This window comes from Hoylesella buccalis ATCC 35310 (assembly GCF_000177075.1).
GTDB classification, from domain to species: Bacteria; Bacteroidota; Bacteroidia; order Bacteroidales; family Bacteroidaceae; genus Prevotella; species Prevotella buccalis.
Map to the genome: position 1 here is coordinate 96,331 of NZ_ADEG01000058.1, position 26,451 is coordinate 122,781.

Annotated in this window: 19 protein-coding genes; 5 read left to right on the forward strand and 14 right to left on the reverse strand. The window is 46.6% G+C overall.

Annotation, left to right across the window (positions count from 1 at the left end; genetic code table 11):
• Window positions 1-64: 64 nt before the first annotated feature.
• From HMPREF0650_RS06505 to HMPREF0650_RS06515, 3 genes are all read right to left on the reverse strand, one after another.
• Complete coding sequence (locus HMPREF0650_RS06505) at window positions 65-991, reverse strand: magnesium transporter CorA family protein (RefSeq protein ID WP_004349348.1); 927 nt, start codon at window positions 989-991, stop codon at window positions 65-67.
• Window positions 992-1,976: 985 nt separating this feature from the next.
• The gene (locus HMPREF0650_RS06510; RefSeq protein WP_162013127.1) at window positions 1,977-3,737 is read right to left on the reverse strand and encodes a M6 family metalloprotease domain-containing protein; all 1,761 of its coding nucleotides are present in this window, start codon (window positions 3,735-3,737) and stop codon (window positions 1,977-1,979) included.
• Between the two features lie 436 nt (window positions 3,738-4,173).
• Complete coding sequence (locus HMPREF0650_RS06515; protein ID WP_004349352.1) at window positions 4,174-6,054, reverse strand: DUF4139 domain-containing protein; 1,881 nt, start codon at window positions 6,052-6,054, stop codon at window positions 4,174-4,176.
• A 275-nt stretch (window positions 6,055-6,329) separates the two neighbouring features.
• On the opposite strand from HMPREF0650_RS06515, the gene HMPREF0650_RS06520 reads away from it, so the two are divergent.
• From HMPREF0650_RS06520 to HMPREF0650_RS06530, 3 genes are all read left to right on the forward strand, one after another.
• A complete protein-coding gene (locus HMPREF0650_RS06520; RefSeq protein ID WP_004349354.1) occupies window positions 6,330-6,719 on the forward strand; it encodes a rhodanese-like domain-containing protein in 390 nt (129 codons plus the stop codon).
• Window positions 6,720-6,882: 163 nt separating this feature from the next.
• Window positions 6,883-7,128 (forward strand): GlsB/YeaQ/YmgE family stress response membrane protein, encoded by a 246-nt coding sequence (locus HMPREF0650_RS06525; RefSeq protein WP_004349355.1) that lies wholly within the window; start codon window positions 6,883-6,885, stop codon window positions 7,126-7,128.
• A 3-nt stretch (window positions 7,129-7,131) separates the two neighbouring features.
• Complete coding sequence (locus tag HMPREF0650_RS06530) at window positions 7,132-7,449, forward strand: heavy metal-binding domain-containing protein (protein WP_004349356.1); 318 nt, start codon at window positions 7,132-7,134, stop codon at window positions 7,447-7,449.
• Here HMPREF0650_RS06530 and HMPREF0650_RS06535 read toward each other — a convergent pair.
• The 5 genes from HMPREF0650_RS06535 to lysS all read right to left on the reverse strand — a co-directional run bounded on the left by HMPREF0650_RS06535 (window position 7,446) and on the right by lysS (window position 13,098).
• Window positions 7,446-8,042: a hypothetical protein gene (locus tag HMPREF0650_RS06535; protein WP_245543468.1), complete on the reverse strand. Its 597-nt coding sequence runs from the start codon at window positions 8,040-8,042 to the stop codon at window positions 7,446-7,448. The two genes, HMPREF0650_RS06530 and HMPREF0650_RS06535, sit on opposite strands and share 4 nt — an antisense overlap.
• Before the next feature lie 106 nt (window positions 8,043-8,148).
• The gene (locus tag HMPREF0650_RS06540) at window positions 8,149-8,886 is read right to left on the reverse strand and encodes an inorganic diphosphatase (protein WP_004349358.1); all 738 of its coding nucleotides are present in this window, start codon (window positions 8,884-8,886) and stop codon (window positions 8,149-8,151) included.
• A 6-nt stretch (window positions 8,887-8,892) separates the two neighbouring features.
• The gene (locus HMPREF0650_RS06545; protein WP_004349360.1) at window positions 8,893-10,251 is read right to left on the reverse strand and encodes a glucose-6-phosphate isomerase; all 1,359 of its coding nucleotides are present in this window, start codon (window positions 10,249-10,251) and stop codon (window positions 8,893-8,895) included.
• Between the two features lie 7 nt (window positions 10,252-10,258).
• The gene (locus tag HMPREF0650_RS06550) at window positions 10,259-11,257 is read right to left on the reverse strand and encodes an NAD(P)H-dependent glycerol-3-phosphate dehydrogenase (protein WP_004349361.1); all 999 of its coding nucleotides are present in this window, start codon (window positions 11,255-11,257) and stop codon (window positions 10,259-10,261) included.
• Between the two features lie 110 nt (window positions 11,258-11,367).
• Window positions 11,368-13,098: a lysine--tRNA ligase gene (lysS, locus tag HMPREF0650_RS06555; RefSeq protein ID WP_040562694.1), complete on the reverse strand. Its 1,731-nt coding sequence runs from the start codon at window positions 13,096-13,098 to the stop codon at window positions 11,368-11,370.
• Window positions 13,099-13,378: 280 nt separating this feature from the next.
• Here lysS and HMPREF0650_RS06565 point away from each other — a divergent pair, with 280 nt between their 5' ends.
• Window positions 13,379-13,696: a hypothetical protein gene (locus HMPREF0650_RS06565; RefSeq protein ID WP_040562696.1), complete on the forward strand. Its 318-nt coding sequence runs from the start codon at window positions 13,379-13,381 to the stop codon at window positions 13,694-13,696.
• A gap of 211 nt (window positions 13,697-13,907) precedes the next feature.
• On the opposite strand, the gene HMPREF0650_RS06570 is transcribed toward HMPREF0650_RS06565, so the two are convergent.
• Window positions 13,908-15,269 (reverse strand): TrpB-like pyridoxal phosphate-dependent enzyme, encoded by a 1,362-nt coding sequence (locus tag HMPREF0650_RS06570; RefSeq protein WP_040562737.1) that lies wholly within the window; start codon window positions 15,267-15,269, stop codon window positions 13,908-13,910.
• A 144-nt stretch (window positions 15,270-15,413) separates the two neighbouring features.
• Between HMPREF0650_RS06570 and HMPREF0650_RS06575 the strand changes: the two genes are divergently transcribed.
• Entirely contained in the window at window positions 15,414-16,838 is a 1,425-nt protein-coding gene (locus HMPREF0650_RS06575) for a sodium:solute symporter (RefSeq protein WP_040562739.1), read from the forward strand.
• A gap of 164 nt (window positions 16,839-17,002) precedes the next feature.
• Here the strand turns inward: HMPREF0650_RS06575 and HMPREF0650_RS06580 are convergent, their stop codons facing one another.
• From HMPREF0650_RS06580 to HMPREF0650_RS06600, 5 genes are all read right to left on the reverse strand, one after another.
• Window positions 17,003-19,861: a putative LPS assembly protein LptD gene (locus HMPREF0650_RS06580; RefSeq protein ID WP_004349368.1), complete on the reverse strand. Its 2,859-nt coding sequence runs from the start codon at window positions 19,859-19,861 to the stop codon at window positions 17,003-17,005.
• A 571-nt stretch (window positions 19,862-20,432) separates the two neighbouring features.
• Window positions 20,433-20,969: an HDIG domain-containing metalloprotein gene (locus HMPREF0650_RS06585; protein WP_004349369.1), complete on the reverse strand. Its 537-nt coding sequence runs from the start codon at window positions 20,967-20,969 to the stop codon at window positions 20,433-20,435.
• Window positions 20,970-21,061: 92 nt separating this feature from the next.
• Window positions 21,062-22,837 (reverse strand): hydroxymethylglutaryl-CoA lyase-like TIM-barrel protein, encoded by a 1,776-nt coding sequence (locus HMPREF0650_RS06590; RefSeq protein WP_004349371.1) that lies wholly within the window; start codon window positions 22,835-22,837, stop codon window positions 21,062-21,064.
• A gap of 232 nt (window positions 22,838-23,069) precedes the next feature.
• Complete coding sequence (locus tag HMPREF0650_RS06595) at window positions 23,070-24,527, reverse strand: aminoacyl-histidine dipeptidase (RefSeq protein ID WP_004349372.1); 1,458 nt, start codon at window positions 24,525-24,527, stop codon at window positions 23,070-23,072.
• A gap of 84 nt (window positions 24,528-24,611) precedes the next feature.
• Window positions 24,612-25,637, reverse strand: a complete 1,026-nt coding sequence (locus HMPREF0650_RS06600; RefSeq protein WP_004349374.1) for a lysylphosphatidylglycerol synthase transmembrane domain-containing protein — start codon at window positions 25,635-25,637, stop codon at window positions 24,612-24,614.
• Between the last annotated feature and the right edge of the window lie 814 nt (window positions 25,638-26,451).

Genomic DNA, 26,451 nt, shown 5'->3' on the forward strand with positions numbered 1-26,451 from the left:
AATTTCCTAAATAATAGTGATTTTTTTATTGTTTTGTCCGCTTTATCATCCGTCCATGCCCTGTCTACAACATGTGTTTGTGACGCATGATGGCCCATGAAACCACGGCCACGAGGATGGAAATGCCAAAGGCTACGATAAAACCGTACTTGTAGGTTTCCATGCCGTTGATGACGTTCATGCCATAGAGCGATGCCACCAGGGTGGTTGACATCATCAGGATGGATACCGAGGTGAGGGTCTTCATCACCGTGTTGACGTTGTTGTTGATAATGCTCGAGTAAGTGTCCATGGTCGATTCGAGGATGTTGGCGTAAATGCTGGTGGTCTCTCGGGCCTGCGTCATCTCGATGTTGACGTCTTCTATCAAGTCGGCATCCAGTTCGTCTACCTGCAACTTAAACTTCAACTTGGCCAACAGGTTCTCGTTGCCGCGTATGGAAGTGATGAAATAGGTGAGCGAATCTTGCAGTCGGCTCAGTCCGATGAGGCTTTCGTTGTTCACCTCATGGTCTAAGTTGTGCTTGGCTTTCTCAATGAGGGTGTTGATCTGCTTCAGTCGTTTCAAGTACCATACGGCGCTGGAGAGGAACAAACGGAAAGTCAAGTCAACATAATCGGTGAAACCCGAGCCTCGCTTTTGCTGATAGCTCACAAAGTCAATCATCATATTGGTCTCGTAATAGCACACCGTGATGGTCACGTCGCGCTTGTGGATGATACCCAGAGGAACCGTTGTGTAGGGCGTGCGCGAGCGTATCTCTTTGACGTAGGGGATACGCAGGATGATGAGCATCCAGCCATCGTCATATTCGTAACGGGCACGCTCGTCGGTATCGCTGACGTCTTGCAAGAAATAATCGGGTATTTGGAAACGTTCTTCCAGCTCTTGTTGGTCTTCCTCTGTTGGACAGGTCACCTGAATCCAGCAATTAGGCTGCCATTCCTCGATGGGCCTAAGTATTTCGTTGATGTTCCAGTAAGTTCTCATTTTCGCTAATCTCCATGGTTCATGGGGTCGAAGATTAGCCTCCTGGAGACTACTCTTCTACCTTTCGTTACTTTTTTCCGAATGATAGTCGTCCATAAATTGTTGTTAATAATAAACTTTTACCTGTCCGACAGGTTCCCAAACTCTTGTTGGAGGAAAAGGAATCTGCCGTCGGACAATGAAGTGTTTGCAAAGATAAGCAAAAAAAATGATAAAAGCTGTTGAGTGACATAAAATTATTTATCAACTGCATGGCACTTTTATTTAAGGGGGAGATAGTTAAACAACGTACATAGAGGTAGATTCGTTGTTGACACAAAAAAAGGGATTGATTTTTTCAGCAAGCTACCTTAATTAAATAAAGGAGCCGCGTTCCAAAAGTCTTCCGCTCTTGTTGGAACATGATGAAATAGCTCCCTTCATTTTGTCTGCAAGTCTGGAAAAGCATCACTTGATGTTGACGAAAGGTGATGAATCACGCCCCTATAATTTTGCATCGATCATCTTTTTTCTTGACAAACACCTCGCTGTGTTTACAATATTTATCAGTAGGTTGACAACCAGTCGCAAATACGCTCAAAATGAACGAGTTTTGTAATTTGTTGTTTTACAATGTGTTAGGTATATTGCGGTGATTTTTAGCCCTCATAGTTGCCAGTTTTGTTTATTAAAGCATTGTTATTGTACCGCAATAAGCATGCTTTTAAAGCTCAATGTCATGCATTTTGCCATTCAAAAGCGTGTTTCTTGTAGCATCATCTTGATGCTTTTGGGGTATAATTGTGAGTTTTTCAGTCAAGAATTAAGGTTTATGCTCCCTGTAGGCCTATTGATTTTTTCTGGAAGCCCCATTCATCATGACTAATTTTATTGTCATCTTATCGGACAAAAAACGCCACCCCGTCTCTTCTTAGTGGTGGATGATTCTTTTATCATCTTTACGCCTAACCCAAGAAGAGACGGGGTGTCATATACGGACTTTTTGTTATTTTACCACGACTTTACGCGTAGTGCCATCCGATAAGTTCAGAAGATACAGGCCGTGGGGCAGACCGTTGAGCTGCGTTGTGGACATTCGCTGCCCCCGCATGTTATAAATGGAAACGATTGTTGCAGTGGCGTTGCCGTTGAACGCAGGCTCTATTCCTGCCGTGTTGAAATGCGGGTCGGGTAAATAGTTGAAGCTGATGAGGCCGTTAGCGTCTTTTCTGATGTTCAACACCTTATTATATAGTACATAATTGTTGTCCCAGTTGGCGTTGTAAAGCGTTAGCGCAGGTGTGCTGTTAGCCGTCAAACTGTCGCGTTCTCCCAGCGGATAGGTGTCGCGGTCAGCGTTGCCGTAGCTGGCATCGGCCGGAACGATGGTCAGTCGTTGGTGCGTGTTGTACTGTTTCTGTTCGGTGTTGTTCACCATGTTGTACGCCCACAGTTTCGCATCATAGTCAACATGAAGCACCAGCAGACCACTTTTGGGCAGATAGGAGTCCCATTTACTACGTCCTTTGTTCTCTAACAAATAGTATTCATCATGGTTCTGCGGGTTGTAGATGGCGTATGCCTCGCCGCCTTCCAGCAGAGGTTTCATGCCGGTAACGTGCTGGGGCTCATGTTCTAAGACCGTATAATCCAACCAGCCAGCAAAGTTTTTCTCGTAACTGGTATAGGCGGGTGGTACCCATCCGATACCTAAAGGACCGTTATAGCTGCCACTGGCCATGATGTCCCAGTCGCCTGTGCCATAGTTTTTTGATTTTCCGGTATCGTAAAAGTCGGGTATTCCCAGACAATGCGAAAACTCGTGACAGATGACACCGATGCCCATAAGGGTGTTGCGCACGCGCCCTATGCCCGTTCCGGTGTAATATTCGTACAGCTCGTTGCTGCATGCGTAGGTGTTGATTTTTACCCCATCCAGCACTAAGTTCTTGCTTTTGATGTTGAATTCGTGAGGCCAGATGGTTTCTGGCTTCGCCGATGTGGCCTGTCCATAGCCGGCATAGATCACAACTATTTGGTCTACAACACCGTCATTATCCCAGTCGTAGTCCCGAAAGTCAACTTTTTCGTTGACCGCTTGGCAGGCTTCGACAATCATTTCAGAAACTCTCACGTCGATTTGACCGTCTTTATCTCCGCCGTAATAAGCAAGGGTATGCTTGAGTTGCACAGGCCCCATGACATCAAAAGAGAGGTCGAACCGTCCGTTGCTTTGGTCATAAAAATAATCATGGACGCTGCCAACGCCTCCATAGTCTTTGTATCCCGATTTGTTAACGATGTCGTCAAACACTTTCTGCGGGTCTTCGTCCCTGAAGGTCTTGTCGCTGAAGTTCGCCAAGATGATAAGGCCTTTTTTCTTTCCCGCATACTGATTCTTGCGCATAGCTGGTAGTTTGTTTAACTGGTACAGTCGGGTAGGAGCCTTCTCGCGCAGCGGTTCTATCTCTTGGACGGTGCGGATGTTCTTTTTCTCAACGGCTGTTCTCAGGGAAGCTTCGTGCGCCAGGATGTTGGAGGAAACCAATTTGTCCTTCTCAATCTTCGCATAGAAAAAGTTGTTGTCACGCTGGACCAGTGGAACCTGGTCGTCTGTCAAGAAATAATGCAGGTGCTCATCGCCCACCATAAGTACGCGGATGGTCGAACCATCACGTTGGGTGTAGGTTCTCCACATTTTTTTCGCTGGGATGGCATGGGCTATCGTCGTTGCAATAAGCAAGCATGAAAGTAGGATGGATCTCATCTTTTTGGGTCTTTTGCGTGCAAAATTACATGTTTTTTTCCGAACTTCAAGCCAATTGTAGCGCAAAACCAACTCCCAAGATGGCTTCCCACCAACTTGCATTGCCGTCAGAGAGGTCGTGTTGTGTTTGGCAAATCTGCAAATCGTAAATGATACAGCTTACGATATTCCATCATGATGGAAGAGGTTATATTTTAGTGAATACAAGGAAACACAATGAAGGCTGAATTTCGAGTGAGGAATTCAGCCTTCATTGTGAAATGTAATAAAGCTTTTAGTGGGCACTCATCATCAATCAAAAAGTCAAGGTAGTAAAACGAAAGGTATATGACTATTGATGTGATGAGTTGCTAACTTTAAAACTCTTTGCCCTATACAATCAGCGTGTGTGCAATGAATAGATGAACTTTAAAAATCAAGTACTCAAATTTTCTCCTTATTCTATAGTGAGTTGACGGTATTTGTCATACTTCACCTGATAGCCAAGCGACAGCTTTTTAACTTCACCTGGAGCAAGCGTCAGCTTCCAGACTACCTGTCCGTTCAGCTTGTCGAGTTGTCCGCCACTTAGTTCCTGAGGCGTGACGGTGATGCTTGAATTTCTCGAAACGGGCAGTTGGTCGTAAATACTGATGACCACTTGTTCGGCTCGGGCATTGCGTAAGCTGATTTCCCAGTTCATGGTTTGCACTCTGCTGCTACCCAGTAGTCTGCGGGAGGTGTTGTTCTTGATGAGTTTACGCTCGATGTGGATGCCGTTGTCGCGCCCCATGGCGAGGTGGAGGGTATCGCTTTGTTGGTCGGGATTGAGGATGGTTTTGCCCACATAGCTGTTGTCGAAGAACACGGTGGCCTCTCCCTGAATAAGGTTCAGCTCGTTCCAGCCAGTGGCATCAGCCACGAGGAAAGCGCTCTTGTCAATTTTGGGAACGCCCTTGTAAGCATAGGTGGTGGGTAATTGGTATTTGCCTATCTGGCAACTCACGGGCTTGTTGTTGGAGAGAATGGTCAGCGGATGCCCTATCTCAAACTCGTATCCAAACTTGGCAGCAGTGGAACTAACATCCATGCTGTTTTCATCAGCGATGCTTTCGGCCTTCACCTCCCTGTCGGCCTTTATCACTGGAGCTGTAAATTTCGCGTTCGATCTCGTGCTTTTGCTTCCAAATCCCTTGACCACCACTTCTTCCAATGCCAGTTTGTTATTCTCCATGCGGAAGTCGAGGCGGTTTCCTGTGGCTTGCTTCACTTGTGTTACCATACCAATATAGCTCGCTTCCACGTTGCGATTGCCATTGGGCAACGTGAGCGTGTAGTGTCCGTCAATGTCGCTTACGGTGCCGATGGTGGTGCCTTTCACTTTGATGGTGGCGCCGATGACGGGATTGTCTTCCTCGTCGGTGATAGTGCCAGAGATGCGATTGTTATCTATACCAAAGTCGTAGGTGGGTGCGGCGAGGTCATAGTCGAGCCAATAAGTCTTTAGCTCAGGCGACACATTGCTGCGATTTGGATTGGCCGACGACAGTGTGACGGGCACGTTGCGCCAGTCTTCATTGGTTTGTTGTGTGATGTTGGCTTTGTAGGTGAGTTGCAGGGGAGCCGCAGTGCTGCTTGAACGGAGTTCGTAGGTGGGGTACCATGACGCCCCATTGACGTAGTAGACAAAGGTGAAGTTGGCGTTAGAAGCTCGCGGAGCATCAACCTTGACATCGATTACGGTGAGCCGTTTGGTATTGAGTCCGGCGATGGAGTCTATAACTTCTTGTTGTTTTTCCACATTGTGGTTGGCCTGCTGCTCTTCTTCGTTGAGATCGATGAGCCGCTTGTTGATGGCCATGGTTTCGTCATAATAATATTGGTTGAGCTGCTTGATGGCTTCGAGGGGTGTCGCAACGGTGCGTGCAGCTGTGGAACTGTTGGTTTTCACCATCTCCAGTTGCGACTTCATGACCGTTCGCTTGGCTTTTACCTCAGCCTGGCGGTTGCGTGCTTTCTTTAGTGCAGCTTCGGCAGCACGCAGCTGTTCGGAAAGCATGGCACTGTCGGGACGAATGAATCGCTGACTGACGCCAAGTATTGTCACATTGCCTTCGGCCTTGACCTGTATGCTGTTGACGTCTATGTAGGGCGATAGCCCTGTGAAACTGAGCGTCTGTTCGCCGGCTTGCAGGGCCACTTGTTTGTGACGGTATACCTGTGCGCCTTTGGAAAAGATGGTTACCTTGTCGAGATTGGGCATCATTCGGCCTTGTGCCGATGCGTCTATGGACAAGACAGTAAGGAACAATAAGAGAATAAAGGTCTTGGTTTTCATCGCTTTCCGTTTGATGTTGTTACTTCGCAAAAGTAAAGAAAAAAAACAAATCGAGACAAATTTACTGATATAATTTTTTATGTTTGGAACGCAAAAAGCCACGCCTGGTGGAAAAGCTTGGCATTCGTGTGTTGTCTCAGACGCATTCTTCAAAAGGAGATAGCTGTGACCATAGATAAAGACAAATATGTCGTAAGTAGTGAACTTTTGTAAGATTTATTTGATAGATTCAACTTTTTTTTGTAATTTTGAGATGATTAAGAGTAACTAAACGGATGAATAATTTATTGAAAGGTCTTATTATCGTGATATTTAGTACGCTATTTGGAAGCTGTTCCAGTCATCAAGGAATCGAGTCTGTAACAGCAGACGAGTTTGAAAACGCCCTCTACGACGGACATGTACAATTGCTGGATGTGCGTTCGGCCGAGGAATATGCGCAGGGACACATCGCCAATGCGGAAAATATTGACGTGCAACAGCCTGACTTTATTGAGAAGGCGCAGGCAAAGTTGGATCACACTAATCCAGTGTATGTCTATTGTCGTTCAGGCAAACGCAGCATGTTGGCCGCTCAAAAACTAGCCAAGGCTGGCTTTAAGGTGGTTAATCTCCGTGACGGTATCGTGGGTTGGGAAGACGCAGGCAAACCTGTTCTTCCCTAAAGGGGGCAGGTGCCGGATGGAATGAATGTTGTTCTGGATGAAGAGTTGCATTCATCTTGCAGGATGACTTTACCCTGGTTCTTCTTCAACCGTCTGGCCATGTAACTGATGGTCGCATGGAACGGAACTATAAGAAATTTGTATCAATTTAAAAATAAAAATTATGTTTGGACTTATTGGATCAATTATTATTGGTTGTTTGGCTGGCTTTATTGCTGGTAAGATTATGCGTGGTGGCGGTTTCGGCTTTTGGATGAACCTGTTGCTGGGTATCGTTGGCGGTGTTGTTGGTGGCTGGACGCTGAGCCTGTTGAACATCTCTTGGGGTGGAACCATTGGCTCTTTAGGAACAGCTGTAGTGGGTGCCGTGTTATTACTTTGGATTGCATCACTGTTTAGAAAGTCATAATAAATGCTGTTAACAACAACTCCTACTGTTGAAGGAAGAAAAATCCTGGAGTACAAGGGTGTGGTAACGGGCGAAACCATTATTGGCGCCAATGTATTGAAGGATTTCTTTGCCGGTATACGCGACGTCATTGGCGGCCGTAGCAATGCTTATGAAAAGGTACTTCGTGAGGCGAAGGACACTTCCTTGCACGAGATGCAAGAACGAGCTGAGGCTTTGGGTGCCAATGCCATCGTGGGTATTGACATTGATTATGAAACCATTGGGCAGTCTGGGAGCATGTTAATGGTGGCAGTAAGCGGAACAGCGGTGCTCATTTAGTGCCGCTTTTCCCGTTGTTCTTGCCTCTCTTGTTCGCGTAACGTTTCGCGGTAGGCCTTTTCTATGGGGTCTTCTGCGGCATCTATCTTGCGGAATGCCTCTTTCAACTGCCTGAGGTGTTTCATATCTCTCTTCTTCCTAAAGTCGAGCATCTTGGCTAAATCGAACTCAAAGAAGCCATGGGGTGCGTCATGGTCTGGTGGCATGTAGGGGCGATTGGCCTTCAGACTGTCAATATTTTGCATGTGCTTTCCCCAAATAGTCACTTCGTCAATACTGTATGTTGCAGGGAAAAGGAAGACAGTGTCTTTCCTAATTTCTTCTGCAGAGAGTGTTTCTTTCAAGTAGTTGCGTTTGTAGAAAGTGGCACTCTTTGTATTGTAAGGTAAGGATATCAGTCCTCTATAGGTGGTTTTTCCAACAAATTTGCCATTTGCATGCACCTCCACGTCGCGGATAGGGATGCGGGTAATGGCGTCACACACCAAACATTGCTGTGCCTGGAGCTTCATTACGCCAAGCAATAATGCGGTGGCTAAAACAAAAATCCGCCGCAAAATGATGGTATGAGGTAAGTAAGTGTTAGTGGACATCTTACATTTTGTTGGTAGTCATTATACATTTTACCAGTAGTCACCCAACATTTTGTAGGTGGACATCTTACATTTTACCTTTCTTGACCATTGATTAAAGCTGGGTTTAAACGTGTTTGGCTGCATCTAAAAGCTGTTCCCAGACCGCACAAAACTCAGTCATTTGATGAAAAAGTAGGTCGGCACCTTCTTTTCTAAGGGTGCTGTCGGGTAGGGGACCACTGTTAATAGCTACCGTAAAGATTTGAGCTGCCACGCCTGCTCGTATGCCCATGGGCGCATTCTCCACCACGATTCCTTCCCAGGGTTGATGGCTTCCCGTTAGTTGTAAGCCCTTCAAATACGGGTCGGGCGCAGGTTTTCCATGCTTGATGTTATAGGCTGTGACAATATTCTCTTCAGATACGAAGTGGTGAAAATCGTTCACAAGTCGTTTAATCAATTTCCTTTGCGCACTACCTGTAACAATGCCAATGCTCAATCCGCTCTTCTTTATCTTGCTCATGAGGTTGAGTACCCCGTCAAATATGGGTGCTTCGGGCATTTGATGAAACAGTCTGCCTTTCTCATCGTACATCTTTTGCGCCTCTTCTTCCGAGATGTCACGACCTTGTTGTTGTTTAACCATCATCCTGATGGTGTCCACACCCTTCATTCCTTCAGTGGCATACACATCCGCTTCGGTCATATCAAGACCGAAACTCTTCATCGATTCTTTCCACGCAACGGCGTGATGAGGCATTGAATTGTACAGCACACCGTCCATATCAAAAAGCACGACTTTGGGTTGAAATGCCGCAAAGTCATGCTTTCTCAAATAATCTTGTATTTCGTTTTCAAACATTCAATCTTATTTTTCGTTAGCCAAACGCTCTTGTATGGCCTTGCTTTCAGCTTCGTAGCCAGGCTTGTTGAGCAAGGCGAACATGTTCTTCTTGTACGCTTCCACGCCAGGTTGGTTGAAAGGGTTCACGCCAAGGAGGTTTCCGCTAATGCCACAGGCTATCTCGAAGAAGTAAAGTAGCTGGCCGATGTAATACTCATTCAGTTCTGGAAGGCTGATGCGGATGTTGGGAACGCCACCGTCAACGTGCGCCAGTCGTGTACCCAGCTCGGCCATCTTGTTCACTTCGTCTACTCGTTTGCCTGCCAAGAAGTTCAAACCGTCCAGATTTTCCTCATCTTTGGGGAACAACATCTTCTTATTAGGCTGCTCAACACTAATCACAGTTTCGAAGATTGAACGCTCACCCTCTTGTATCCACTGTCCCATGGAGTGCAAATCGGTGGTAAAATCACATGCGGCAGGAAAAATGCCCAGATGGTCTTTTCCTTCACTCTCACCGTAAAGTTGTTTCCACCATTCACCGATGAAGTGCAGTTTAGGTTGGAAGTTGACGATAATCTCAATCTTCTTGTCCATTTCACGATACAGCGCATGACGCACAACAGCGTACTGTGCGGCTATGTTCTCCTGCAAAGCCACGTCTTTCCCCGTTGCCTTTTCCATGTCGGCAGCACCCTGTACCAAAGCTTTAATATCGAAACCAGCACAGGCAATGGGCAGTAATCCAACGGGAGTGAGTACGGAGAAGCGACCGCCTACATTGTCAGGAATGACAAAACTCTTGTATCCTTCTTTGTCGGCGCATGTGCGCGCGGCACCTTTTTTTGCGTCGGTGATGGCCACAATCACGTCCTTAGCCTCTTCTTTGCCACGTTGTGCCTCGCATTGTTTCTTCAACAAGCGGAAGGTAAGAGCCGTTTCAGTGGTGGTTCCCGATTTAGATATGTTGATGACACCAAACTTCTTATCCTTCAAGTAATCGGTGAGTTCTGCCAAATAGTCCTCGCCAATGTTGTTTCCTGCAAAGAGAATGGCAGGATTCTTCTTGTCGTTCACCAGCCAGGCGAATGAGTTTCCCAAGGCCTCTATCACGGCACGAGCGCCCAAGTAGCTTCCGCCAATGCCGGCAACCACCACCACTTCGCACTTTTCGCGTAAGGTGTTGGCGCATGCCTGTACTTCGTCAAGAAACGCAGGTGTGATGGAAGAAGGCAAATGTAACCATCCTAAGAAATCGTTTCCCGGACAAGTACCATTTTCAAGTGCTTCTTGTACGGCTTTTACCTTTTCTTCATAGGCCTCTATAGTGCCAGGTTTCAAGAACTGAGTGGCTTTTGTGATGTCTAAACTAATACTTTTCATCTTCAAGTTATCTAAATGAATCTGTTAATAATTTTATCTCTATTTGCGGACTGATGTGCTCGTACAAAATGTTGTACACAGCATCCAAAATCGGCATGTTCACATGCATGTGGCGATTGATCTCTTTCATGCACTTGGTTCCGAAATATCCTTCGGCAATCATCTCCATTTCAATCTGCGCGCTTTTCACCGAATATCCCTTGCCAATCATGGTGCCAAAGGTGCGGTTGCGCGAGAAATTGGAGTACGATGTCACCAACAAATCACCCAAATAAACCGAGTCGTACGCACTGCGTTCAATGGGATGGACGGCTGTGAGGAACCGAGACATCTCCTGAACGGCATTCGCGATGAGCACGGCTTGGAAGTTGTCACCGTATTTCAGTCCGCTGCAAATGCCCGAAGCAATGGCGTAAACGTTCTTCAGAACCGACGAATATTCGATGCCAATCACGTCCGATGAGGTTTTGGTCTTGATGACATCGCTGGCAATGAATTCGGCGAACGACTCCGCTTTCTGTATGTCAGCGCAGCCAATGGTGAGGTAAGACAAGCGATCCATGGCCACTTCCTCTGCATGCGACGGCCCTCCAATCACGGCTAAGTTCTCGTATGGCACGTCAAACACTTGGTGGAAATACTCTGAACACACCAGGTTTTCGTCGGGAACAATGCCCTTGATGGCGGTGATGATAAACTTGTCGCGCAGACGAGTCTTGAGTTTCCGCAGATGACTCTTGAAGTAGGGCGATGGTGTCACAAAGACCAGCGTGTCGTAGGCACCGGTGATGGTGTTGATGTCTGATGAGAAAAAAATCTCATCGGTGTTGAAATGCACGCTTGTCAGATAGGCGGGATTGTGTCCCAGACGCTTAAAATCCTCGATGCGGTCGTCTCTTCGCATGTACCACCCAATGTGATGAGCATGGCTCACCACGATTTTGGCGATGGCTGTGGCCCAACTTCCGCCTCCGATGATCGCTATCTTGCCGCAGTTATAATTCATAATTCTTCATTCATAATTCATCCTGATTGCTCACAAGTCATGATTCTTCTTTTCTCAATCCAATTGATAGTTAGCGAGAAGTGTGTGAATCATGAATTGTGCATGATGAATTATTTCTGGCTGTTGTCAATCCATTGTTGGAATTGTTCAACCTTCGGATTGTCGTAGCCCAATTTATATTTCTTGTTTACCCCGCAAACATTCATTTGCAAGGCCTGTGCCTTTACCTGCGCGATGTCCGAAATCAGGTTGTATCCTGCCTTTCTGAACACGGGAACCCACAGCTCCGGAACGCCAATGGCAGCCCATTCTTCCACCGTACTCTGCGGTATTTTCTTCTCAGGTTTCATTTGTGGGAAGAACAACACTTCCTGTATGAACGTCTTTCCGGTCATCAACATCACCAAACGATCGATGCCAATGCCGATACCCGATGTGGGAGGCATGCCATATTGCAGTGCGCGCAGGAAGTCTTGGTCGATAATCATGGCCTCGTCGTCACCCTTGTCAGCCAATTTCATTTGCTCCTTGAAACGCTCTTCTTGGTCGATAGGGTCGTTCAATTCAGAGTAAGCGTTCGCCAATTCCTTGCCATTCACCATCAGTTCAAAGCGTTCTGTCAGTCCTGGTTTGCTTCGGTGCATCTTGGTAAGCGGTGACATCTCCACGGGGTAATCCGTGATGAACGTGGGTTGAATGAACGTTCCTTCGCAGAACTCGCCAAATATTTCGTCAATCAACTTGCCTTTACCCATGCTCTCATCCACCTCCATGTCGAGCTTTTTACATATTTCTCTTATCTCGTCTTCAGTCTTTTCGTTGAGGTCATAGCCCGTCTTTTCTTTGATGGCATCAAGAATGGGCAAGCGTCGGTAAGGAGCTTTGAAGCTAATCATCTGTCCGTCAATCTCCCGTTCGGCACTACCGTTGACGGCAATGCAAATGGTTTCCAGCAGTTTTTCAGTAAATGCCATCATCCAATTGTAGTCTTTGTACTGCACATACAATTCCATGCAAGTGAATTCAGGATTGTGATTGCGATCCATTCCCTCGTTACGGAAGTTCTTGCCGATTTCATACACGCCTTCAAAACCGCCCACTATCAGTCGTTTTAAGTACAGTTCGGTGGCGATGCGCATGTACATGTCGGTGTTCAGCGCGTTGAAGTGTGTGACGAATGGGCGTGCGCTGGCACCACCGGCAATGGCTTGCAGGGTGGGAGTCTCCACCTCTGTGTAGCCAGCCTCGTCCAGTACCTTGCGCATCGTGCGTAACACCGTAGCACGTTGCAAGAATGTATCTTTCACACCGTCGTTGACAATCAGGTCTACATAGCGTTGGCGATAGCGCAATTCGGGGTCGTCAAACTTGTCGTAGGCCACTCCGTCTTTGTATTTCACGATAGGCAGGGGTTTTAAGGCCTTGCTCAACAGTGTTAAACTTTGTGCGTGTACCGATATTTCACCTGTTTGAGTTTTGAACACAAAGCCCTTGATGCCAATGACATCGCCAATGTCCAGCAGGCGTTTGAACACCACGTTGTACAAATCTTTGTTCTCATCGGGGCAGATGTCATCGCGCGTAACGTACACTTGTATTCGGCCTTTGGAGTCTTGCAATTCTACAAAACTGGCCTTGCCCATCACGCGTCGTGTCATCATGCGGCCTGCTATCACCACTTCTCGCTTTTCCTCACCGTCTTGATAGTCAGCTTTTATATCCGTGCTGAACGCGTTGGTAGGAAACTCTGCGGCAGGATAAGGGTCGATGCCCATATTTCGTAACTCTTGGAGACTTTGTCTGCGACCAATCTCCTGTTCACTCAATTCTAAGATGTTCATATATGATAAAATAGCTATTTTTTCCCGATTCTGATGGATAGAGCCCGCCAAAAGCACTCAAAGCTGTTTGCCTTGTTAAGGCGAAGCCTATTTTATGCAAAAATAGTGCAAGCCGAAGACAGTCAAACTACGTTTGAACTGCTGAGGTGCAGCCTGTTTTATGCAAAGATAGTGCAAGCCGAGCATAGAGAGAGTTTACTTTCTATATTAAGGCGCAGCCTATTTTATGCAAAAGTACGAAATAAATCTGAATGTGCCTACCTTTTCATATTTTTTATAATTGCGTGACAAGCTGACTGCTATTTTGTGCCGCTGCACACACTTCACCGCCATTGTTTTCAACAACGAATTTAAGGACTCAACAAGTCAAAGGAGCAGTGTGCCAGGTGAAGAATCATACCATTATGCACCAAAAAATGTTGGATATTTTCATCATTTTAAGCCCTTAAAATGGCACTTGAAAAGTGATGAAATAGAAAAAATCGGTAGGCAGGAAGGTAGCAAACATCCGATTGATCTGCCATCGATATCCACTTTTCTCCACAAAGCAATGAGTTTGGTGGTCAATCTGAATCACTTTGGCGGTCAATTAACATGAGTTTGTGCTTCAAAAGCATAGGAATTGTGCACTAAAAGCAATGCTCTTGGCTTCAATTAGTTTAGAAATAGAATGCTAAAAGTGGTTGCGAAAGCTATAACTCACTGTGAGGTAGTTGTTTATGAAAGTTGCTTATATTTGGCGTATTTGCACCACAAGGAAGGTTGGTTTGCAAATACGCCAAATATGAAGCGGTGTGTTGTCAAGAAAATTACACCTCGGGAACATCTTTGAGGCTGTCCGCAATCTCTTCATCGGTGATGTTGTAATTGCGCAAGTCGCCACTCAAATAACTGTCGTATGCCGTCATATCGATGAGTCCATGGCCCGAGAGATTAAAGAGAATCACTTTCTCTTCACCACTCTCTTTGCACTTTTGCGCCTCACGAATGGTGGCAGCGATGGCATGACAGCTCTCTGGTGCCGGGATGATGCCTTCAGTTCGGGAGAAAAGAATACCGGCATCGAATGCCTCCAGCTGTGGAATGTCTACGCCATGCATCAGCTTGTCTTTCGCCAATTGCGAGATAATCATGCCCGCACCATGATAACGTAAACCGCCGGCATGAATGTTTGCGGGCTTAAAGTCGTGTCCCAGCGTGTACATGGGCAACAGAGGCGTGTAGCCAGCCTCGTCACCAAAGTCGTATTCAAACTTGCCTCGGGTTAGTTTTGGGCAGCTGCTGGGCTCGGCAGCAATGTACTCAGTCTGTCTTCCTTCCAAGATAGTATGACGCATGAAGGGGAAGGTCAGTCCGCCAAAGTTACTACCTCCTCCGAAACAAGCAATCACGACGTCGGGATACTCGCCCGCCATCTCCATTTGTTTCTCTGCTTCCAAGCCGATAACAGTTTGATGTAGAGCCACATGGTTAAGCACCGAACCCAGCGTGTACTTGCAGTTGGGTGTGGTAGTAGCCAGCTCGATGGCCTCAGAGATAGCTGTTCCGAGGCTTCCCTGATGGTGTGGATCGCGCGTGATGATGTCCTTTCCGGCGCGTGTTGACATCGATGGCGAGCCTTCCACGGTGGCTCCGAAGGTGCGCATGATACTACTGCGGTAGGGTTTTTGTTGCATCGAAATCTTCACTTGGTACACGGCAGCTTCTAATCCGAAGATTTTTGCCGCATAACTCAAGGCAGCTCCCCATTGTCCGGCACCCGTCTCGGTGGTGACGTTCGTGGTGCCTTCCTGCTTGCAGTAGTAGCATTGGGCCAGCGCCGAGTTAAGTTTGTGCGAGCCAAGCGGGTTCACACTCTCGTTCTTGAAATAGATATGTGCCGGTGTGTCCAAGGCTTTTTCCAGCGCATAAGCACGAACCAATGGGGTGGATCGGTAGTATTTGTACTTGTCCAGCACCGCTTCGGGGATGTCAATCCATCGGTTTTCGGTGTCAAGTTCTTGCTTGGAGCATTCTAAGCTGAAGATGTGCGACAGGTCTTCAGCCGTAACTGGCTGCTTGGTCTTTGGGTTTAGCGGTGGCAAGGGCTTGTTAACCATGTCGGCTTGTATGTTGTACCACTGTGTAGGAATGTCGTTTTCCTGAAGTATGAATTTCTTTTGTTTGTTCAACATTGTTGTCTTTTTTTTGTTGGGTTTATGATTCAGATTGCCCGAAATAGGCTGATAAGCCTGGTTTTATCACCAACAAAGGTAAGAAAAAGATTGCATTTGTGGGTCAATACATGCGAGATTTGTTAACTTTGCATGAAAAACATGACGATTGTTCTTACGTTGTTAGGCTATTTTGCGGCCTTGTTGTTACTGAGTAGAATGACGACAAGGCATGCCACAAACGATACTTTTTATCGCGGAAACCGACAGTCGCCCTGGTATTTGGTGGCCTTTGGCATGATAGGTGCGTCGGTTTCGGGTGTCACCTTCGTATCCGTGCCGGGCATGGTCAATACCATTGGCATGACCTACCTGCAAACTTGTCTGGGTTTTGTGCTGGGTTATGTGGCGGTGGCCTTTGTGTTGTTGCCCATTTACTATCGTCTGAATCTCACCACCATCTACACTTATCTGCAACAACGCTTGGGAACTCGTTCGTATAAAACGGGTGCTTGGTTCTTTTTGTTGTCCAAAATGTCGGGTTCGGCGGTTAAGTTTTATGTGGTGTGCATGCTCTTACAGCGGTTTGTTCTCGATGACATCGGGGTGCCTTTCATGGTCACTGCGTTGGTGTTGGTGTCGCTTATCTGGCTGTATACGCGGCGTGGAGGCATTAAGACATTAGTTTGGACTGATACGTTTCAAACCTTTTGCATGTTCGCGGCGCTCATCTTCATCATCGTGCAGGTGATGTCCATGCTTGAAATGAATGTCGTTGAGGCCGTGAAAGTCATCGCCCAGGATGACAGAAGTCGCATCTTCGTGTTTGATGATTGGCTGTCTAAACAGAATTTTTGGAAGCAATTTGTAAGTGGTATCTTTATCGTTATCGTGATGACGGGGCTTGATCAGGACATGATGCAGAAGAATTTGACGTGCAAGACCTTGCGTGAGGCGCAGAAAGACATGTGTACCTACGGACTTGCCTTCGTGCCTGTCAACCTGTTGTTCTTGGCGTTAGGTGTGCTGTTGTCTATGTTGGCCGCGCAACAGGGCGTGCCTCTGCCATCCGCAGGCGATGAGTTGTTGCCCATGTTTGCAGCGACGGGCGAGTTAGGTGCCATGGTGGTGGTGTTCTTTACCATTGGCATTGTGGCGACATCGTTCAGTAGTGCCGACTCTGCCTTGACGGCTTTGACCACCACTTACTGCGTGGACATCTGTCAAAAGCCTGCCGATGAACGGCTCAGACATCGTGTTCATGCGGCCATGGGCGCGGTGTTTGTCTTGTTCATCCTGATGTTCAGGGCGTTCAACTCGACCAATTTGATCGATGCCATCTATATATTGGTATCGTATACCTATGGACCTTTGTTGGGATTGTTTGCGTTTGGACTGCTCACGAAGTACCAGGTAAACGACCGATGGGTACCCTATTTAGCCATTGCCGCACCCGTGTTGTGCTATGTGTTGGATGCCGTTGCGCAGCATGTGTGGCACTATCATTTTGGTTACGAATTGCTCTTGCTCAATGGGACATTAACCTTTGCTGGATTGTTGGTGACAAGGAAGAGAAACGTACCTTGAACTTTGAACTTTGAACATTGAACTTTGATGTTGCAATGTGTGAGCTAATGAACCAGTAAACTTTGAACTTTGAGCTTTGAACATTGAACTTTGACGTTGCAAAATGTGAGTTTATGAACTATCAACTCGTAAACTCGTCAACTTGTAAACTTGTCAACTATAACTCAATACCACTGCACTGCATTGCTGTAGCCGCTGCGTTTATCGTATTTCAGTGCGTCGGCTAAGGTGGCAGCGTTGGCCCTAAATGTGAAATTGTAGCTGGTATAAGGGGCCAACACCACGGAGCAACTCATGTTGAAGCAGTGGAGATCGCGCTGAAGTGATGCCGTTGTCATGGACATGGCATGGTTCTCGAAGTCGTAACCTGATGAGAAGCTGATGTTCCATCCATCACTGATGCGAACATTACCGCTGACATTGAGCGTCTGAGTGAACTTGTATGGATAGCGCATGGTCTTATAATTGAACTTTTTGAGGTCCCTATTCTCACTCATGGTGATACCATAACCGAAGGTAAGTGACCATGGTATCTTGAACGCCATGTAGCCATCGTCATCGGTTTCGGCCTTGCCAGCCTTTTGTTTCTTCTTCGCTCCATGCTGACCTTCAATCATATTGTCATCAATGTTGCTCTCTATGTCGGTGTCACGACCTTCAATATCGTTCTTGTTTTGTTCATCTTCATCCTCGTCATCATGGCTGCCGGTGAAGAGTTTTTTCAGCTTTTCGGGCGTCAGCGTGTAGGAGATGTTCTGCGACATGCCTTGGAAACGACCAAAACGGCCCATTCCCCATTCCGTGTGGTTGCCCTCGTAGGGTCTGCCATTCTCATCTAATTCATAAGCATACGATGCAAATCGCGCGTTGAGGTTGAAGGTATAGTTCTTCCACCACTTCAATCTGATACGCATGTTTAAGTCACTTAACGGCTTTTCTTTGGCCGCCATGTTGTACGACATCGATAATCCCAGCTCGTCAATGATGCTCACTTTCTTCATTCCAGTCGAGTCTTTGTCGCTCTTGACCTTCATTTCGATATTGTTACCCAAGTCGAATGATATATTTCCGCTGCGTCCTCTGCCCGGTACGGAGTACATGCCGCTCTCGTAAGGTGAATATCCTACGAGCGACACATTGCCGTCGGCGTCGGTCTTTTGATAGTAATCGTAATAGCCATAGCGGCGCGCACCGAAGTCGGGAGCATAGCTGAACGAAACGGAAGGGGTCAAGACGTGGCGGATGGCCTGCACCTTATCGCCGAAAATCTTGCGGTTTGGGATGAACATACCATAGAGCTTGGTAGACATACCCAAGTTGAGTGACCAGTTATAGACGTTATGAAAGCCATACGTTGTGTCGTTCACAACCTTTTGAGAGGCTGCGTCCCACGACCGATGTATCTTGTTTGTGTACATGCGATCGGTGAAATTGAACGACGGATTGACGTTAAGATAGTCGAAAAGTGTGAAGTTGGCATTGACCGGAATGTCGTGCTGGAAACCGTTTCTCCAGTCTTTGATGAGATTCGACTTGAACAATTTGTCCTCTTTTGTTTGGATAGAGTTGGAGAAACGGCCCGTGTAGCTTACGGCAATCTTCTCGTACCATCGCTCATTGCCCACCACATGCTTGCGCTTGAAGGGGTAGAAGCGGCTGATGCTGATGTTCAGGTCGGGCATTGTCAGGGCGATAGACGAGTCGCGCATGTTCTGCGAAAGGTTCATCGAGCTGCTCAGTGACAAGCCAATGCTTGAGAAGGTGGTGCTCCAACTCACAGAAGATGTACGGGTACTTTGCGTGAGTGCCTGCGGATTATACAGGCTCGTCAGGTTGTTGCGCTCGTAACTGGAGGAGGCGAAGTTGACACTTGCTGATAACGAGCTAAAGGGATTGGCTTTTGGGTCTTGCCGGTGGCTCCATTGTATCTTATAACTTTGCTGCCGAGAGAAGTCAGGTAAGCCCTTATCGCCCGTCTTTGAATCCTGGTAACTAAGAAATAAACTACCGCTATAGCGATATCTTTTATTGTAATTGCTGGCCAGTGAAATGCCCCAAGAACCCTTGGTGTAAATCTCGCCAAGTAGCTTCAAGTCGATTTTGTCACTGATAGCGAAATAATATCCGCCGTCCCTAAGATAGAAACCACGATCCATCTCATCGCCATAAGACGGCATGATGAAGCCTGATGAATAGCTCTTGGTAAAGGGAAAGAAACCGTATGGAACGGCAAGAGGCAGCGGAACGTCGGCCACTACCAAATGGGCAGGACCGAAAACAACGTCCTTGCCTGGGCGTACCTTGCCCCTCGAAAGTGCGATATAGAAGTCGGGATGCTTTTTATCGCAGGTAGTATAGCGGCCGTGTTCCATGTACACCACGCCCGAAGAATCGCGTTTTGACCGCTCACTACGCAAGAATCCCTCTTCTTGTTGGGTGTAAACGTTGTTGATAAGACCCTTCTTGGTCTTGAAGTTGAACGCCATGGTGTCGCTTTCGTACGAATCTTGCCCCAATTTAAACACGGGAGTGCCTTCCAACGCTTTAGTTGTAGTGTCCTTGATGGCACCAGTTGCGTGCACCAGATTGCTGTCCATGCTCATGTATATCTTCTCACTCTTGAGGTCCATGTTCTCGTATTTCACGGTAGATGAGCCGTAGAGGTGCGTGGTTTTGCTCTTTGCATTATAGACAAGCGAATCTTCTGCGGTATATTCTACTGGTGCATCGATGCCGTTGGCCCTCTTTCTGTTGAGCGAGTCGAGCCGAATCGAGTCGTCAATGAGTTGATTATGCTTGCGTATGGCCAGCTGTAGCGAGTCTAATGTGGTGGTGTCGGCGGCAACGGAATCAGAGCGTTTGTCAAAAGTAGAATCGCGCTTGATTGGCACCAAGGTGTCGTCCACACCCAGCGTGTCACGTTGTTGCGTTTGTTGCCTGGCGTATGAATCAAACCTGTTCATGTCTGCCATGACGAAGGCAAAGATGAACAGCAGCAGAACTATAACCGACGGAGTTCTCATTTAATGTGCAAAATTACACAAATAACAACGAATTGATATACAATTTTTTATTTTTAACTTAACACATCGTGCTAAACATGCGCTTTGATTGCTTTTCTTCTTGTGCGCAATCTCTTGTTAGCTTCTGTCCAAAAAAATGATAAAAAAACGATGATTGCAAAGTTTTGAAATAGAAAAAGCGGTCATGTTTTCAGACCGAAAAAATGTATTTTGGGAGCTGCGAAATAGACTTTTCCCGATAAAAATAGGGTAATAATGGTCCTGTTTGCATCACATTTCACCTCTATCTCTATGTAATTGAGCGGCAAAAGCATACGTTTTACCACTCAATAGCATACCTATTGCCAATCAAAAGCAATGCTTTTAGCATAAAATAGCATGCGGTGAACATGAGAAAACTGACTGTCTTGACGTAATAGTTTGGCCGTCAATTAGATACAAAACAATCGCATAACTCGCGTATTTGCAGCCACCAGCATGCTTGTTTGAAAATATGGCCGTATTTAAGAGGGTGTTGTAAAAGAAAATGACAGCAAATGTGATGCCCGATGGTGTATGGAGTGGGTGGCGATTATTCGAACAGTTGCATCCATCTGGTAAATCTCTTCGCACCCTCCTTGCCGAATCTCTCGAGGCTCTTTAGTGCCTGTTCGGGCGTTCTCACACGGTCAAGGTGCGTTTTGGAGTAGAACTTGTCGGCATAACAAATCACCTGTTCCTCCATGGTCTCGGGCAAAAAGTCTTGATGGGGTAGGGGCAGGTGCTGTTCTATGATGTCCTGCAAGGCGATTCCGGCACCCGTATGGCGTTCGCAAACCCGCGCGTGTTGGGGGAAACCAGCCGCGCGCAGCATGTCTGCTCCGATGATGCCATGCTTGATATACGGTTCGGTGCCAAAACATTCGATGCCTGGTGCATCGCATTTTACGATGCCGATGTCGTGCAGCATGGCCGCCTCTTGGATGAAGGTACGGTCGAGTTTCAGCTCTGGATGCTTGTCGACAATTTGCAACGCCTTGCGGGTTACGCATTCGCTGTGCGTCAAGAGGATGTCCCGCGCCTTGCTTCCTTGCGGGTAATACTGGTTGATGATGGCTAAATAGTCCATGAAAAAGCGTTTTAATCATTAAAAAAACTCATCTTCAGGCATGAAAGTACCCGAAGATGAGTTGTATTTTGTTTGGCTTTAAAACAAAATCATCAAGCTTGTGGGCGTTCGATGTAAGCAATCACATCACCCTTGTTCAGCTTGCTTCCCTGCTTAGCATTAATCTCAACCAACTTGCCTCCTAAGGCCGCAGGTATCTCTACGAACTCGCCCCATGGTGCTTGAATGTAACACAGTTTATCGCCTTCGGCGTACTCTTTGCCGATATATGGCTCAACGGAAGGAGCACATTCGCCCTCACCATTGAACTCCCAGAACACTTGTCCCTTGACCGGAGCCACAATAGCGTCAGCTTTTGCGTGCTTGAATGCGGTGAGTTCTTCTTTCGACACCTTGCTGCCGAGTTTCGCATCCTTCGCCTTTTGCAGGTCAGCCAAGAAGTTTTTCTTCGCTTGTCCGCTCTTGTAGTTGCGATATTGCTCGGGGTGCATGGCCAATTCGAACAGCTCTTCGTCGTCTTTGCCAAAGTCCCAACCGTTTTCCTTCATTTCTTTCTTGAAGTCATCCAAGTTGTTTTCCAGCAGAGTATGTGGGTCTGCGTCCGTAAACTCGTATCCCTTTTCCTTCGCGAGGTCAACTAATACTTGGTCAACCTTGCCGGGTACCTTGCCACTCTTGCCCAGAATCATGCCCCACATCGAGTCGTCCATCATGACAAATCTGCCCTTTCCCTGTTCCATGGTCAACAGGTTCATCAGTGCTATGTTCTTGGTATACTGTGAGAATGGCGTCACCAGGGGTGGATAACCCACGCGTGGCCATACGTATGCCACCTCATTAAACAGTTTGATGAGCATGTCGTCGGTGGAAAGTTCTTCCTCTCCCTTCTTCTTGCGGATGTTGTTAATGGTGCCATGAATGCCGGCCAGGTCGGCCATCATGCTGCCCATCATGCCACCAGGCAAGCCACAGCCCAGCAAGAGTGAGCTCATGAATTTGTTTTGTGGATTGATAAAGTAGCCCAACCAGTCGTCTATAAACTCTTGAGTCAATGCACGAGCCTTCATGTAAGCATCCATATTGATGTCTGGAACATCGAAACCAGCCGTCTTCAGCATGCTCTGCACCGAGATAACGTCAGGGTGTACCTTGCCCCATGATAGGGGTTCGATGGCCACATCCAAGATGTCAATGCCGTTTTTGGCCACCTCTAACATCGATGCCATTGACAGTCCAGGACCCGAGTGACCGTGGTATTCGAGGATAATCTCTGGATGTTTGTCTTTTATTATCTTGGTTAACTGTCCCAAGAACGTAGGCTGACCGATGCCGGCCATGTCTTTTAAGCAGATTTCTTCTGCGCCTGCCTCAATCAAAGTGTCGGCAATGTTGGCGTAATATTCCAGCGTATGGATGGGAGAGGTGGTGATACACAGGGTTCCCTGTGGTGTCATGCCCGCTTCTTTCGCCCACTTGATGCTTGGAATGATGTTGCGAACATCGTTCAAACCATCGAAAATGCGCGGGATATCCACGCCTTGGGCATGTTTCACCTTGTACATCAGGGCACGCACATCATCGGGTACGGGATACATGCGCAATGCATTCAATCCACGATCGAGCATGTGTGTCTTGATGCCTACCTTGTTAAAGGGTGCGCAGAAAGCGCGGACAGCATCGTTAGGGTTCTCGCCCGCCAACAAATTTACTTGTTCAAAAGCGCCTCCGTTGGTTTCTACACGAGCAAAACAGCCCATTTCTATAATGACTGGAGCAATGCGTTCTAATTGATCTTTGCGTGGCTGAAACTTACCGGAAGATTGCCACATGTCTCTATAAATGAGACTAAACTGTATTTTTTTCTTCATAATTTTCTCCTTATCAACCTTTACACGGTGTGGCAAAATTAAGCAAAAAAAATCAATTTGTCCATGACCTTGTTGCTTTTTTAAGATTTATAGGCATTCAAGTTAGTAAACATAAAAAGCCGATATGCAGGGCTTTTGGCTCGCACATCGGCTCTCTAAGAGGTTTGATGTCATGGAAGAATGTGGATTCTTCCATGAATCTAATTGTTATTATGAATCAGTTTTACTTCTGTTACTTCGTCGGAACCTCTTCCAACACTTTCTTCAACAGGTTCCAGAAAGGCTCTACCGTGCTGATAAGGCAACGCTCTGTTGAGGTGTGCGGACTGCGAATGGTGGGGCCGAACGATACAACGTCCAGGTGAGGGTATTTACCTAAGATGATGGAACACTCCAAACCGGCGTGGTCTACCTGCACGATACCTTCTTCATTGTTTTGCTCTTTGTACAGTTTCATCAGCAAATCGAGCACCTCACTGTCAGGATTTGGATCCCATCCGCCATAACTTCCGCTGAACGTTACCTTCATTCCAGCCATGTTGAAACAGCTTTGCAGGGTTTCACCGATGTAAGCTTTCATGGATTCGTTAGATGAACGAGCCAAAATCTTAAATGAAGCTTTGCCCGATTCTATGTCAATGATGGCCAAGTTGGATGAGGTTTCCACCACTGTAGGGATGGAAGGAATCATGCGCATCACGCCATTGTGGCAAGCATAGATGGCATCAATGAGGTTGTCTTGTATGGCTTCGGGAACCTGTGTGGCCGGCGTTTCTACCTCTTCGGCTGTCAATTCGATTCCGCTCTCAATGTCTTTGTATTCTTGTATGAACTCTTCTTTCCAGTCGGCTACCATCTCTTGCAGCGCAGGAATGTTTTCTTTCGGCAGCGTCAGCACCACTTCGGCCTTGAATGGAATGGCATTGCGCATGTTGCCACCATGCCATGTGGCCAATCGGGCATCGAGTTCGCATATTGCTTCGTGTACCAATCTAACCATCAGTTTGTTGGCATTGCCACGACCCTCATGTATTTCCAAGCCCGAGTGTCCGCCACGAAGACCCGAAAGTGTTACCTTCACGGCCTTGTCCGTAGCGTCAGTTGGCACCTCTTTGTAATCCAGTTCGGCGGTGATGTCCACACCACCAGCACTACCAATGACGAATTTACCCCATGTTTCGGAGTCTAAGTTCATGAGAATGTCACCATCCAATTCGCCTTCTGGCAAGTCGTTGGCACCAAACATACCCGTTTCTTCGTCGGCGGTGATGAGGCCTTCTATCGGACCATGTTTCAAATTCTTGTCTTCCATGACAGCCAAGATGGCGGCTACACCCATTCCATTGTCGGCTCCCAGGGTGGTGTTCTTTGCTTTCACCCATTCGCCGTCAATCCAAGTCTCTATCGGATCGGTTTCAAAGTTGTGCTTACTCTCCGGTGCTTTTTGTGGAACCATGTCCATATGTGCTTGCAAAATCACCGTCTTTCTGTTCTCCATGCCTTTTGTGGCGGGCTTCTTCATCACTACATTCTTGGCTTTGTCCACATAAGCCTCGACACCTGCGCGCTTTGCAAAGTCGAGTAAGAATTGATGTACTTTGTCAAGATGTCCAGAAGGACGTGGCACTTGCGTCAGTGCGTCAAAGTTTCGCCATACACAGGTCGGTTTCAGATCTTTAATTTCACTCATAGTATTTTGTTTTTTTTAGAGTTGTTGCTCGTGTGTTTTGATACACATTGCTTCCAACTCGTGGTGAATAAATAGGTTTTTCTGTTATTCTTGCGCTGGCAGAACGATTTTTCCTGCCTTCACGCATTTAAGTTTTTTCTTTGTGAACGATAGGGCTATCCATGCGTATATGCCCAGCATGGCCACTAAAAGAGTTTGCACTGAATGTACAATCAGCACAAAGTATAGGGCATCGGTTTCAGCTACTCCGTATAAAATCAGCATCGTCTTGACGGCAAAATGCCAGGGGCCGGCTCCGTTTGGCGTTGGTACGATAACGGCAATGGAGCCTACGATGAACGTTACCAATGCGCACGACAGTCCTAAGTGGGCGGTGGCATCAAAGCAAAAGAAGGTGAGATAATAGTGCAGAAAGTAGCATAGCCATATTAATAAGGTGAAAGCAATGAACAAAGGTATGCTTTTTACCTGTCGAAGTGAAGAAATACCTTGTCCGATGTCATGCAAGGTGATTTTCACCTTATTATATATAGACAAGCGTTTTAGTAGGAAAAATGCCAACACCAACACCGCCATGGCACAGATGGCCGTGACAATGTAGCCGGCAGTAGAGAATTGTCGCAGTATCGCGTCAATGCTGGTGCCCGTGTGAACGAAAAAAGTATCGAATATTTTGATTTGAGCTGTCAGCGTGAGGGCCGTGATGAGCAACACCAAGAGAGAGTCGATGATGCGCTCGGTCACTACGGTTCCCAATGCTTTGGGGAACGACACGCTGTCAAATCTGCTTAAAATGCCACAACGGGCGAACTCGCCTATGCGCGGAATCAACAAGCTGACGGCATACGATAGGAATACAGAATGAACCCTGACTGATGCCCTGGAACGCTCGCCCATGGGCTGCAACGTTTGTTTCCAACGCCAACCACGAAAAGCTTCAGCCAATATTCCGAAGGGAAACGACAGCCACATCCAGGTCCAATCCATCTCATGCAGTACCACGTTCTTGATGAGTTGAAAGTCAAAGTCGCGGTACATCCAGTATAGAATGGCACTGCCAAGGAGTAAAGACAGTGCTACCTTCAAGGTTTGATGGGTGGCTTGTTTCATGTAGACCCGTTTGTTGTATTGTTTGTTTGATATACTGGTATGTGAAATATACTATGCAAATGTAGCGTAATATTAGTGGATATCCAAATAAATAAATGGGTTTTTTAAAGTAGCTCAATGACTGTTTTCTTTGATTTGTATCAACAAAACAGCATAAAATGCGACTAATGAGTGAAAATGTTTGCGCACACAGCGCGATGGTTGTATCTTTGCATCGTCATTAAGACAAAAGGATAACAAATTTAAAAGAAAGGTAAAAAGATTATGGTAACAATTATGACTTTGGCTGTTGTGGCTATATCTATAGCACAGGCCATTCATTTGGGAAGCAAGATTAACTTGAACAGCAAGTAAAATCTTGCCTTTCATCTTTTGAAAGGAGAATTTATTTTATTTAATAATATGGTAAAGAGGCAACGTCACATGTGGCGATGCCTTTTTTTTATCTATGCATGTGATGGGATGTCGCAAGTGTTAAAAACAGAAAACTTTGCGGTTTTACCCCCTTCATAACTCGCGTATTTCTCACAAAATAATCTTCTGCCTGAAATACGCTCAAAATGTAAATCGTTGATAATTAGGTATTTGTCTTATTTTTGCCTATTCAGAAGCACTGAAAACCGCTGTTTTTGGGCGGTTAAATGCTATCTATTGGCGTCCAAACTCATGTAAATAGGATGGTAAAAGCTATGCTTTTGAAGGGTAAAGACATGTCCGTATGCGTGAGAGTGCAATTTTGGGGGATAAAAAGGGCATTTTTCCGCGCTGGAAAATCCTATTTTACAGAAAACTCGTGTTAAATAAATTTACTTGG

Bases quoted from the DNA above. Each gene is read 5' to 3' on its own strand.
- HMPREF0650_RS06595 (WP_004349372.1), bottom strand. From the start codon at position 24,527: ATGAGTGAAATTAAAGATCTGAAACCGACCTGTGTATGGCGAAACTTT.
- HMPREF0650_RS06540 (WP_004349358.1), bottom strand. From the start codon at position 8,886: ATGTTTGAAAACGAAATACAAGATTATTTGAGAAAGCATGACTTTGCG.
- HMPREF0650_RS06575 (WP_040562739.1), top strand. From the start codon at position 15,414: ATGACGATTGTTCTTACGTTGTTAGGCTATTTTGCGGCCTTGTTGTTA.
- HMPREF0650_RS06510 (WP_162013127.1), bottom strand. From the start codon at position 3,737: ATGAGATCCATCCTACTTTCATGCTTGCTTATTGCAACGACGATAGCC.
- HMPREF0650_RS06585 (WP_004349369.1), bottom strand. From the start codon at position 20,969: ATGGACTATTTAGCCATCATCAACCAGTATTACCCGCAAGGAAGCAAG.
- HMPREF0650_RS06525 (WP_004349355.1), top strand. From the start codon at position 6,883: ATGTTTGGACTTATTGGATCAATTATTATTGGTTGTTTGGCTGGCTTT.
- HMPREF0650_RS06550 (WP_004349361.1), bottom strand. From the start codon at position 11,257: ATGAATTATAACTGCGGCAAGATAGCGATCATCGGAGGCGGAAGTTGG.
- HMPREF0650_RS06520 (WP_004349354.1), top strand. From the start codon at position 6,330: ATGAATAATTTATTGAAAGGTCTTATTATCGTGATATTTAGTACGCTA.
- HMPREF0650_RS06505 (WP_004349348.1), bottom strand. From the start codon at position 991: ATGAGAACTTACTGGAACATCAACGAAATACTTAGGCCCATCGAGGAA.
- HMPREF0650_RS06530 (WP_004349356.1), top strand. From the start codon at position 7,132: ATGCTGTTAACAACAACTCCTACTGTTGAAGGAAGAAAAATCCTGGAG.
- HMPREF0650_RS06580 (WP_004349368.1), bottom strand. From the start codon at position 19,861: ATGAGAACTCCGTCGGTTATAGTTCTGCTGCTGTTCATCTTTGCCTTC.
- HMPREF0650_RS06515 (WP_004349352.1), bottom strand. From the start codon at position 6,054: ATGAAAACCAAGACCTTTATTCTCTTATTGTTCCTTACTGTCTTGTCC.
- lysS (WP_040562694.1), bottom strand. From the start codon at position 13,098: ATGAACATCTTAGAATTGAGTGAACAGGAGATTGGTCGCAGACAAAGT.
- HMPREF0650_RS06590 (WP_004349371.1), bottom strand. From the start codon at position 22,837: ATGAAGAAAAAAATACAGTTTAGTCTCATTTATAGAGACATGTGGCAA.
- HMPREF0650_RS06600 (WP_004349374.1), bottom strand. From the start codon at position 25,637: ATGAAACAAGCCACCCATCAAACCTTGAAGGTAGCACTGTCTTTACTC.
- HMPREF0650_RS06535 (WP_245543468.1), bottom strand. From the start codon at position 8,042: ATGTCCACTAACACTTACTTACCTCATACCATCATTTTGCGGCGGATT.
- HMPREF0650_RS06545 (WP_004349360.1), bottom strand. From the start codon at position 10,251: ATGAAAAGTATTAGTTTAGACATCACAAAAGCCACTCAGTTCTTGAAA.